Raw genomic sequence first — 11,372 nt, forward strand, 5'->3', positions numbered from 1 at the left:
GAACTCCAAGCTTACAGTCATCCATATTCATCAGATCAGCAGTCATAACTCCTGAACTAGTATAGTGTACCACTTCTGCACCGACTCTTCTACGCTTTCCTGAAAAAACCGTTTACCAATTTCATTTCCAGCACGGCGAAAAAACCGAAAGGTCTTTTGACCCTCCGGCTCCGATACATTTATTTAATAAAAGTAAATGAGTTCACTGCTTTTTCCAAGGCGGCCGCCTGAACTTCTGTCTTGTTGGCATCATTCAGACCACTTGTGATCGTATAGGTTGTTCCGTCCTTTTCAAACACGATCTGGCGACCCGCATATGGCACTCCCTTGTCCAGTTCATGATACGTAAAGGAAAATGCAGGCACACCCGCAAACGTCAGCTCCTCATTGCCAAGCAACTTGAAGTTCTTACGCGTTTTGGTCGCTTCCGCATAAGCTTCTCTCAGTTGACTGACCGTCATCTCGATCGACTTGTCTTCGCTCGCCGCAATGGAGAATTCTCCGCCCGTGAAGGTGTACACCACAGGTGAATATTCGAATCGATCACTGTATGGCGTCCAGTACCGCGGAATATCGACACTGTATTTATAACGTTTGGATGTACGCGTGAGTGTCTTCGTTTTGTCTGTCAAATACGGATCTTCATCCAGCTGACCGAAATTATCGGCAACCGTATCAAAATCAATCTCCACGCTCTTCATAATCCGTTCAAACCATGCCCGATCCGCAACCTGCTCCTCAGGGAACGTATACTCTGCATAATATCGATACCCATTCTTCTGCAAAAGAACATCGAACTCGGTCTGCCAGCCCCCGCCAAAGTTATAACGGAATTCATTCACCTCAGCAGTCTCTCCCGAGATATCCATCGTATATGAACCAATTGGCTCGTAACTCTCTGGTGTAAATGTCTCACGCATCCACTTATCCAGTTGGCCGCTCCAATCTTTTACCGTTGTACCTGCCTTCGCCGAAGTAACACGCCATTGCAGATACGCTCCATCCTTGGCCTCATAGATCATCTGATTGTTGTCCATCGACCAGCCGGCAGGAATCTTCATTTCAATGCCATAGTCATCATTCCACGCGGAGCGCATGCCATTATCTACGGTGGACAGATCCTTGATCGTTCGATCCGACTCTGCATAGGTAGGCTGGAATGAATTGAGCAGCGCCGCACGTTTGCCCAGATCCTTATAATTCAGGGCTTCGTAATCCGCAAGGTACACATCATATTGACGGCCTTCGCTCAGATACTGGCGCATCTCCCACAACATGCCGTCTACATCTTTCACAATAATTCGTGCATAAGGCGTTTTGCCTTTTGACACCGCTTCACGATCCAGTACCGTATCTCCCGATTGTTTGGCCTCCTGGACAAGTTGCTGCAACAAATCATCCGAATCCAAAGTCACATCTTGATCACTGACATACACTTCAAGATAATAACTGTTGTCCGCAGCGCCGAAAGTCATCATGCGCTCCTGCTCACCAGTCTGGAAGACCATGAGATCTGCCGGGTAGTTAATGGACCAACCGTAAAAGCTGTTACCGATTCTGGTTTTGCCTTCGTCCAAATGACTGCCATCCTCATCGTCCACAGAATCATCGGTTTGCAACAGACGAATCACCATTTCTCCGGAGCTGCTTGGAGCAAGCGTCGCACCGATTCCAGCAGCTACTGGACGAAGTGGGACCATAAGTACGCCATTCACCATCTTGGGAGCGGCACCCATCTCATGTTTCACACCATCCACCCAAGCAATCGTACTGCCAATCGTTAGAGTGACCGTGTGCGGACCTTCCTTGATTTTGACGACATCATTTTTCTCCAATCGGATTTCACTGCCAAATGCTTTCTTGAATACACCGACAGGCACCATCGTTACACCCTTGACCTTGTACGGTTTGGCTATGGCCTGCTTATCGCCGTTAATGTATGCGCTCGTGCTACCCGCTTTGACCCGTAGTTCACTCGTCGTTAGATCGGATGCCCATACAGGCAGTGCCGCACCAATGGTCAGCATCCCGGTTAATACACCTGTGCTCAGCACACGTATCCATGACTTTTTCATTCCGTTCTTTCGTCCTCTCTCCATCCGGGTTGATTGCCGGGCTATATTATTCTTCATCTGCAAGGAACGCTTCATCTTCCTCGTCCTGGATGTCTGCGCGATCAGCAAGCACCAGCGTACGGGTGACGATATCACCATCCGTTTGCATCAACAGCTTTACCTTTTGCCCAGGCAGATACTTTTTGAGCAACTCATTAATATCCACGACAGAGGACACGCGTGTGCCAGCCACACTATAGATGACATCGCCCTCTTTGATTTTGGCTTTCTTCGCTTCAGGAGACAGTACGCCCGTAATCGTTAATGGATCATCTGTAGGCAAGCCCACAATAGCAGACCAGCTTTCTTCCAGCTGTAGCCCCAGACTCGCACGTTTTATTTTGCCATATTTAAAAAACTGATCGATGATATATTGAACGGTATCCACCGGAATCGAAAATCCCAAGCTTTCTACGCCGATCGCAGAGAATTTCATGGAATTAATACCGACCACTTCACCCTTCAGGTTGACCAGCGGTCCTCCGCTATTTCCTGGGTTAATGGCCGTGTCAGTCTGAATCAACCGGTAGGTCGCCTCAACACCACGATTCAAGCCGCTAATTACCCCTACCGTTGCCGAGTTGCGCAAAGAAAAGGAAATTGGCGTACCTAGGGCGATCACCGTCTCACCAACAGAGGTTTGTGAAGCTTTGGCGAAGCTCGCCGGTTTAAGTGATTTGGCATTGATTTTGATTAGCGCCAGATCACTTAGTGCATCACTGTATGTTTTCGTAATTTTGTATGTATTGCCATCCGTCGTTACGACCACCGGGTTCACTAATCCATCAACCACGTGGGCATTCGTCACGATCCATCCGTTGGAACGAATGATGACCCCTGTACCATGTGCAAGATTATAGCGGTCATCTGATGATGCACCTTCCTGCACTTCGGTAGATTTCCCAATAATGCCTACGACCGAAGGAGACACCTTTTCGATCACTTTGGGAATGGCTTCATTTCCCTTGTACGTATACGTTCCGGATTTGGCATCATATTGTCCACTTCCACCAAATGCCTTAACTAAATCCTTGGTGTTCACATAGACTTGACCCTCTACCACTTTCGCTTGCATTCCCACTTTGGATTCAGCCGCACCAGCCGTTGCCGCCACACTAATTGAGAGTACAGCAGCCATTAGTATGGCTATCCCCTTTTTACCCAACACGCTCATGTTCTCACCTGACCCTCTCTATACATCCTTCTTGCGCGACTCGACATCGGATTCATCGCTGAATCTATTTTCTCTTTCTCTCATCTGCAATACCGGTATCCCTCAATGTATCATACAGAATCTGGATATACAATTGTTTTAAGTCGCTATTTTGGTAGAGAAGATAGAATCCTCTTCAATCGTTCAAACTAAATGAAAAAAACACCCTCCATGTCTCTCTGGAAAGTGTTCGTCTGTACCTCTATTGGCTTACATTCCATTCGCTTCAACAGCATTCCTACTGAGCAAACCAACCGGTTATCATCGCATAGTCTGTCATTAGAAATACCAGTAGGCTGACTACTGCAAATCCAATCGCAAACAGATTCTTCTTCGGTGCCCGAAGGAGGCGAACGACTCCGATGAAAATCAGGATCGTGAATAAGATGACAAAAATATCAAATGCATTAAAATTCGATGTACTCGCCGTGGCAGCTTCTGCAAACAGCATGGATAGACAGACCTCCTCACCATAGTTGAACAGCTAACGCATACCCTAATATCTTCCTCTATGTTATCTGTACCCTGCTTGTAATGCAAGCCCTATCATCCATAAAAATGAAAAAAATCCAATTTGGCCGAATATTCCTGTAATGCTCGTCGCAATGCATATGTAAACACTTTCACTAAAGCAATATAATACAGGGGAACCTCCTACATATCCCATTTAAAAATAAAACCCTCCCTTTCGAAAGCAGAGCATATCAGATCGTAATCCAATGTCTCACACTTCTCGAAAAGAAGGGCTTGTTCACTACCATTTTTCGTTCAAAAATCTCTGACTATAAGAACTTAGTCCACCAATTGCAGTGCCTTACTCCGTTCAGTATCCCGCTCCAAAACCGGCTTCAAGTACTTGCCTGTATAGGAAGCTTCCACTTTAATGATATCCTCAGGTGTTCCAGTTGCAACAATGGTTCCTCCACCGCTACCGCCTTCTGGACCCAGATCGACAACATAGTCTGCCGTTTTGATCACATCCAGGTTATGCTCGATTACTAACACTGATTCCCCAGAATCAACCAGACGGTGCAATACGTTCAGCAAACGATCGATATCATCGACATGCAAACCGGTTGTCGGCTCATCGAGAATGTAGATCGTTTTCCCCGTACTGCGGCGATACAGCTCGGAAGCAAGTTTCACCCGCTGGGCTTCACCACCAGACAATGTAGTTGCAGGTTGTCCCAGATTAATATAACCCAGACCCACATCCATCAGTGTCTGCATTTTGCGATGGATTTTCGGAATGTTCTCGAAGAATTGGGTTGCATCTTCAACCGTCATTTCCAACACATCGGAAATGTTTCTGTTTTTATATTTCACTTCAAGCGTTTCCCGGTTGTATCGTTTGCCTTTGCAGACTTCACAAGGGACATAAACGTCTGGCAAGAAGTGCATCTCGATCTTGATAATGCCGTCTCCACGGCAGGCTTCACAACGTCCACCTTTGATGTTGAAGCTGAATCGGCCTTTCTTGTATCCACGTACCTTGGCTTCGTTCGTCTGAGCAAACAAATCCCGGATATCATCAAAGACACCTGTGTACGTAGCCGGGTTGGAACGTGGTGTCCGCCCGATTGGCGACTGGTCAATATCGATGACTTTATCGATATGCTCCAGACCACGAATCTCTTTATGCTGACCCGGACGTACCCGAGCACGGTTCAGATCACGTGCCAGCGTTTTGTAGAGGATTTCATTGATCAATGTGGATTTACCTGAACCGGACACACCCGTTACCGCAGTAAACACACCCACAGGAATCTTCACATTCAGATTCTTTAGGTTATTTTCTTTGGCTCCGCGTACTTCCAGCCAGCGGTCTCCTACACTTCTACGTTCTGCACGAATAGGAATGAATTTGCGACCACTCAGATATTGACCGGTTAACGAGTTCTCATCGTTCATGATCTCTTCCGGTGTACCCTGTGACATAATGGTACCTCCATGGATACCTGCACCAGGACCAATATCAATAATATAATCGGCAGCCATCATCGTATCCTCATCATGTTCAACCACAATCAACGTGTTACCAATATCCCGCATATGCGCAAGCGTTGAAATCAGACGGTCATTATCCCGTTGATGCAATCCGATACTTGGCTCATCCAGAATATACAGTACACCCATCAGGCTGGAACCAATCTGTGTGGCCAGTCTGATCCGTTGGGCTTCCCCACCGGACAACGTTCCGGCAGCACGACTCAGTGTAAGGTAATCCAGACCTACGTTCACCAGGAAGCCAAGACGGCTGTTGATCTCTTTCAAAATCAGCTTGGCTATCGTCTGCTCTTTCTCCGTCAATTCCAATGTATCGAAGAATCGGCCAGCTTCACCAATGGACAAACTAGTCACATACGCCATGTTGTGATCATTAATCGTAACCGCGAGACTTTCCCGTTTCAGACGCTGACCTTTACACGTACCACAAGGCTTCGCACTCATGTAACCTTCAATGAATTCGCGGATACCTTCAGATGCCGTATCACGGTAACGACGCTCCAGATTATTTACGATACCTTCAAAGGTAACCAGTGCTTCCTTGCGTTGTCCAAAATCATTTTCATACCGGAAACGGATTTTCTCCGTACCTGTACCCTGTAACAACTTGTTCATCTGTTCAGCCGGCAGATCTTCGACAGGCACATTCTGCGGAATGTTGAAGTGTTCACATACTGACTTCAGGAACTGCGGATAATAGGTTGATGTTCCACCAGTCCAAGCATCGAAAGCACCATCTTCAATCGTCTTGCTGCGATCCGGTACGAGCAGGTCAGGGTCAACGATCATTTTGACACCTAACCCATCACAATCCGGGCAAGCCCCGAAAGGACTGTTGAATGAGAACATCCGCGGTGCAAGCTCTTCAATACTGAATCCGCACACCGGGCAGGCAAAGTTGGAACTGAAGCGCAGCTCTTCTTCGCCCATAATGTCCACAAGTAGTTGTCCACCGGACAAATTAAGTGCTGTTTCAATAGAGTCGGCCAGACGCGCCTGTACATCATCTTTAACAACGATCCGGTCAACAACGACTTCAATCGTATGCTTCTTGTTTTTCTCCAATTGAATATCTTCTGACAAGTCACGCAGTTCCCCGTTCACCCGTACACGAACAAAGCCCTGCTTGGACACATCGGCAAATACACTTTTGTGCTCGCCCTTGCGGCCAGAGATAATAGGTGCCAAAATCTGCAACCGGGTACGCTCTGGATATTGCATAATGCGGTCAACCATTTGTTCTACGGTCTGGGAACTGATCTCAACGCCGTGGTCTGGACAATGCGGATGACCCACACGTGCAAATAACAGACGCAGGTAATCATAGATTTCCGTCACAGTTCCCACCGTGGAACGCGGGTTACGGCTTGTTGTTTTCTGATCTATTGAAATGGCAGGAGATAATCCTTCGATGGAATCCACATCCGGTTTCTCCATCTGCCCCAAAAACTGTCGTGCATAAGCTGACAATGATTCTACATAACGTCGCTGTCCTTCGGCATAGATGGTGTCAAAAGCCAGCGAGGACTTGCCTGAGCCACTCAAGCCGGTCAATACAACAAAGCGATCACGCGGGATGGTAATATCGATATTTTTCAGGTTATGCGCTCGCGCGCCTTTAATGACAATGTTATCGCTCGCCAATAGAATTCATCCTCTCAAATTTACTAATCCAACCTTTTAAAAGACTTTTCGATCCCTCCCAAACCCTCCCTTCCAAGGGAGGGCCCCAGAGGGCGCAGCCCTCTGGACACCCGAAACAAGCGGTGCAACGGTGAGGGGTCGGGTCTTGCTATGTGAAGGGTGGTCGTGTGCCCGCGGCTCCACATAAGGTTCCCGCTCATTGCCGGAACCTTATGTGGCCGCTCTACTGCGAGGTGACGCTCTCGGCTTCGCCTTGATCGCGACAAGTCGCCATTGCCTTCGGCTCGGCTCCAAAGTTCAACACCCGGACGCTCTCGGCTTCGCCACGTTCGCGACAGGTCGCCATTGCCTTTGGCTCGGCTCCAAGGTCAACACCGAGGCGCTCTCGACTCCCAGGGGGACACGACTCCCAATTGCTTTCCTATAAACCTTTTAACCAATTTCAACTTTTCTATCAGTATAGACCTGATTCCAAGATTTCAACATCTCTTATTATCGGTAGATATAGATGATTTCCTTACTCAACAAGAGAACGGCCAATTGGCCGTTCTCTTGTTACAGATCTCTCTTTTATGGAGCATATGAAAGAGCTGTACCTTATTCAGCGCGAAGTTCCAGCAACGCATCGCGAAGCTCGGCAGCACGTTCAAACTGCAGGTTTTTGGCTGCATCTTTCATCTCTACCTCTAGGCGCTGAATAAGCGCCTGGCGATCCTTCTTCGACATCTTCTCGGCTGCGCCTGTGAGATAGTCTTTCTTGGATTCGGCAACTTTGGTTGCCTCAATCACATCACGCACTTTTTTGCGAATCGTCTGTGGTGTAATTCCATGCTTCTCGTTGTACTCGATCTGAATCTCACGACGGCGTTCGGTTTCCTTAATCGCCTTGTCCATCGAATCGGTTACTTTATCACCGTATAGAATAACGCGACCCTCGCTGTTCCGTGCTGCACGACCAATCGTTTGGATTAGTGAACGCTCGGAACGCAGGAATCCTTCTTTATCGGCATCCAATATGGCTACCAAGGATACTTCGGGCAGATCCAGACCTTCCCGGAGCAAGTTGATTCCGATTAGCACATGGAAAACGCCCAACCTTAAATCACGTAAAATCGCCATCCGTTCCAACGTTTTAATCTCGGAATGCAGGTAACGTACCTTGATTCCAATTTCTTTCAGATAATCCGTCAGGTCCTCAGACATCTTCTTCGTTAATGTTGTAATCAACACACGCTCGTCTTTGGCAATCCGATCATTAATCTCACCGATCAAGTCATCGATCTGTCCCTTCGTTGGACGCAGTTCGATAATTGGATCAAGCAGTCCGGTTGGACGAATAATCTGTTGCACCATCGTATCCGTATGCTCAATCTCATAAGGACCCGGTGTGGCCGATACATAGATAATCTGATCCATCTTGCCTTCGAACTCGTCGAATTTGAGTGGACGATTATCCAATGCTGACGGCAAACGGAATCCATGCTCAACCAATACCGTCTTCCGCGCTTGGTCACCATTGTACATCGCACGGATCTGTGGCAGGGTCACATGGGACTCATCAACCACGATCAACATGTCATCCGGGAAGTAATCCATCAGTGTGTATGGCGTATCGCCACGTTCACGGAAAGTCAGAGGTCCTGAATAGTTCTCGATCCCTGAACAGAATCCAACTTCCTTCATCATCTCGATATCGTACCGTGTGCGCTGCTCCAGTCGCTGAGCCTCCAGCAATTTCCCCTGTTCACGCAACGCTTCAAGACGCTCTTCCAGTTCACGCTCAATGTTAACCAGCGCAACCTTCATCGTCTCTTCTTGCGTTACAAAGTGAGACGCCGGGAAGATGGCAATATGTTCACGTTCGCCAATCAGTTCACCGGTTAACACGTCAATCTCCGTAATTTTCTCGATCTCATCACCGAACAATTCAACCCGAATCGCGTGTTCGCCCTTGGAGGCAGGGAAGATCTCTACAACATCCCCACGGACACGGAATGTCCCCCGTACAAAGTTAATATCATTCCGTTGATACTGGATCTCTACCAGTCGGGATAAGATCTGATTACGTGGTTTCTCCATACCTACCCGGAGCGACAGCAACATGCTGGAATATGAGTGAGGTGAACCCAAACCATAAATACAGGACACACTCGCTACAATAATGACATCCCTGCGCTCAAACAACGAACTTGTCGCTGCATGCCGCAGTTTGTCGATCTCTTCATTAATACTGGAATCCTTCTCGATATACGTATCGGAGGACGGGATATATGCTTCTGGCTGAAAATAATCGTAATAACTGACGAAATACTCAACCATGTTATTAGGGAAAAAATCTTTGAACTCACTTGCAAGCTGCGCTGCCAGCGTCTTGTTGTGCGCAATAATCAGCGTCGGCCGTTGCAGCTGAGCAATCGTCTGGGCAATTGTAAACGTCTTACCCGTACCGGTTGCGCCCAGCAGTGTCTGATACCTTTTCCCCTCCTGAACACCCTTCACCAATTCTTTAATGGCTGCAGGCTGATCACCTTGGGGAGAAAACTCTGACTCGATTTCGAACGTTTTGTCGCTCATTATAATATCGCTCATTGCCGTATCTCACCCTATCGTCTAAAATAATAGTCACTATATATTGTCGAAGTTCCCCGAATTTTCATATGGGAAAACTTATAGTAATAGGAATATTTGTTCCCGTTTAATTATACCTCGTTCGTTTTAGTGATGCAAACGTGAAATGAAGATAGGAGTGAGTTAATTTATGGATATTGCGACACTTATCGGTATTATTGCCGGAATTGCCGCAGTCATTAGCGGTTTTTTGTGGGAAGGCGGCCAATTATCGGGTCTCCTGCAAAAGACGGCTGCTTTAATTGTATTCGGTGGAACAATAGCTGCTGTGGTTGCCAGTTTCCCAGCACATCGCCTGCGTACGATTCCAGCTGCCCTGCGTATGGCTTTTGGACGTAACAATAATGAATCAGGCTTGTGGGTCGAAGAACTGGTCGAGATGTCTTCAATCGCACGCCGCTCAGGTGTGCTTGCATTGGAACGTAAGGTTATGGATCATCCGCATCCATTTTTGCAAGATGGTATTCAGATGGTTGTCGATGGTACCGATCAGGATGTGGTTCGCCAGATCCTGGAGATGGAAATTGACTCGATTGAACAAAAACATGAGGGATATGCCAAAATATTTGAATCCGCTGGTGGGTACGCTCCAACCATGGGGATCATCGGAACTGTGATGGGACTTATTCAGGTACTCGGCAGTTTGACCGATCCCACAGGACTCGGACCTGCTATTGCTGTTGCCTTTACCGCAACCCTGTATGGGGTCGCCAGTGCCAACCTTATCTTTTTGCCCATTGCCTCCAAGATCAAATCCAGAGGTGCTGACGAAGTTCAGACCATGGAAATGCTTCTCGAAGGTGTACTTGCCATTCAGAACGGTGAGAATCCCCAGCTTGTACGCAAAAGACTGGAGTCCTTCACCCTCACGCATCGTGAGCATATACGCCCCCTAGCAAAGGAGGGATTGGATGAGTCGGCGCAGTAAACGTCGCGGAAAACGTGCAACTGTTGATCATCGGGATCGCTGGATGATTACTTATGCCGATCTCATCACCCTGCTTTTGATCTTTTTTGTCATCATGTACGCCATGAGCAATCTGGATTCCGGTAAATATGACGTCGTTACTCAATCCTTACAAAATACATTCAACGCGTCCGACTCTGTACTTGAGCTTGGTGAAGGACTCGGTGAGAAACCCGGACAGACGATTACAGAGACCCCACCATCCGAGGTTCAGGGTGAAGGAACGCCTTCCGATTCCGGGACTGCCACGCCAGAAGATGACGACAAGCCTCTCACAGAGCGGGAAGAGCAATTCAGATCACAGGAACAGGAACTGCAAAATCTGTTCAATGTGATTACCCAATATATTGAGGATAATAAACTGGAAAATCAGATTTTTGTTGCGGATAAGCCACAGGGCCTCTCCATTACCCTAAGTGACCGTTTCCTTTTTGACCAGGGACAGGCCGCTCTAAAGGATGGTGCAGCACCAACACTTAGTAAGCTTGCCAGCCTGTTCCGTGATCTGAATACCGTTGTCAGCATTGAGGGTCACACCGATAATGTTCCTGTGGGGGCAAACTCCGCCTATACCGATAACTGGCAGCTTTCCGGGGAACGCGCACTATCTGTATTGCGATTCTTTCTGGATACAGAGAAGCTCAACCCTGACGGCTTCCAATATGCCGGGTATGCGGATACTCGCCCAACGGGTGACAACACCACACCGGCTGGCAGACAAAAGAACCGTCGAGTGGAAATTACTGTCTTACGTCAGCTCCAACCTTAATCAACATTATCTCGCATAATGCATCATTAC

7 protein-coding genes are annotated in these 11,372 nt (G+C 47.7%); 2 read left to right on the top strand and 5 right to left on the bottom strand.

The window, feature by feature from the left end:
• Positions 1-179 precede the first annotated feature (179 nt).
• From OM416_RS27965 to uvrB, 5 genes are all read right to left on the bottom strand, one after another.
• Positions 180-2,075, bottom strand: coding sequence for a stalk domain-containing protein (locus OM416_RS27965; protein ID WP_264934962.1), 1,896 nt, complete (start codon positions 2,073-2,075; stop codon positions 180-182).
• A gap of 46 nt (positions 2,076-2,121) precedes the next feature.
• Complete coding sequence (locus tag OM416_RS27970) at positions 2,122-3,288, bottom strand: S1C family serine protease (protein WP_264934964.1); 1,167 nt, start codon at positions 3,286-3,288, stop codon at positions 2,122-2,124.
• Between the two features lie 277 nt (positions 3,289-3,565).
• Positions 3,566-3,778, bottom strand: a complete 213-nt coding sequence (locus tag OM416_RS27975; RefSeq protein WP_017692026.1) for a hypothetical protein — start codon at positions 3,776-3,778, stop codon at positions 3,566-3,568.
• A 341-nt stretch (positions 3,779-4,119) separates the two neighbouring features.
• A complete protein-coding gene (uvrA, locus tag OM416_RS27980; RefSeq protein ID WP_264934966.1) occupies positions 4,120-6,978 on the bottom strand; it encodes an excinuclease ABC subunit UvrA in 2,859 nt (952 codons plus the stop codon).
• Between the two features lie 597 nt (positions 6,979-7,575).
• Positions 7,576-9,567 carry an excinuclease ABC subunit UvrB gene (gene uvrB / locus OM416_RS27985; protein ID WP_169479716.1) on the bottom strand — a complete coding sequence of 664 codons (1,992 nt, stop codon included), beginning with the start codon at positions 9,565-9,567 and terminating at the stop codon, positions 7,576-7,578.
• A gap of 169 nt (positions 9,568-9,736) precedes the next feature.
• On the opposite strand from uvrB, the gene OM416_RS27990 reads away from it, so the two are divergent.
• On the top strand, positions 9,737-10,534 hold the full coding sequence (locus OM416_RS27990) for a flagellar motor protein (protein WP_264934969.1): 798 nt from the start codon (positions 9,737-9,739) through the stop codon (positions 10,532-10,534).
• The gene (locus OM416_RS27995; protein ID WP_264934971.1) at positions 10,518-11,342 is read left to right on the top strand and encodes a flagellar motor protein MotB; all 825 of its coding nucleotides are present in this window, start codon (positions 10,518-10,520) and stop codon (positions 11,340-11,342) included. The genes OM416_RS27990 and OM416_RS27995 overlap by 17 nt, the downstream gene beginning before the upstream one ends.
• The last annotated feature ends 30 nt before the right edge of the window (positions 11,343-11,372 follow it).

The sequence above is a fragment of the Paenibacillus sp. LS1 genome, assembly GCF_026013365.1.
Taxonomy (GTDB): domain Bacteria; phylum Bacillota; class Bacilli; order Paenibacillales; family Paenibacillaceae; genus Paenibacillus.

Excerpts from the sequence above, each read along its gene's own strand:
- OM416_RS27965 (WP_264934962.1), bottom strand. The coding sequence starts at position 2,075 with ATGAAAAAGTCATGGATACGTGTGCTGAGCACAGGTGTATTAACCGGG.
- OM416_RS27970 (WP_264934964.1), bottom strand. The coding sequence starts at position 3,288 with ATGAGCGTGTTGGGTAAAAAGGGGATAGCCATACTAATGGCTGCTGTA.
- OM416_RS27975 (WP_017692026.1), bottom strand. The coding sequence starts at position 3,778 with ATGCTGTTTGCAGAAGCTGCCACGGCGAGTACATCGAATTTTAATGCA.
- uvrB (WP_169479716.1), bottom strand. The coding sequence starts at position 9,567 with ATGAGCGATATTATAATGAGCGACAAAACGTTCGAAATCGAGTCAGAG.
- OM416_RS27990 (WP_264934969.1), top strand. The coding sequence starts at position 9,737 with ATGGATATTGCGACACTTATCGGTATTATTGCCGGAATTGCCGCAGTC.
- OM416_RS27995 (WP_264934971.1), top strand. The coding sequence starts at position 10,518 with ATGAGTCGGCGCAGTAAACGTCGCGGAAAACGTGCAACTGTTGATCAT.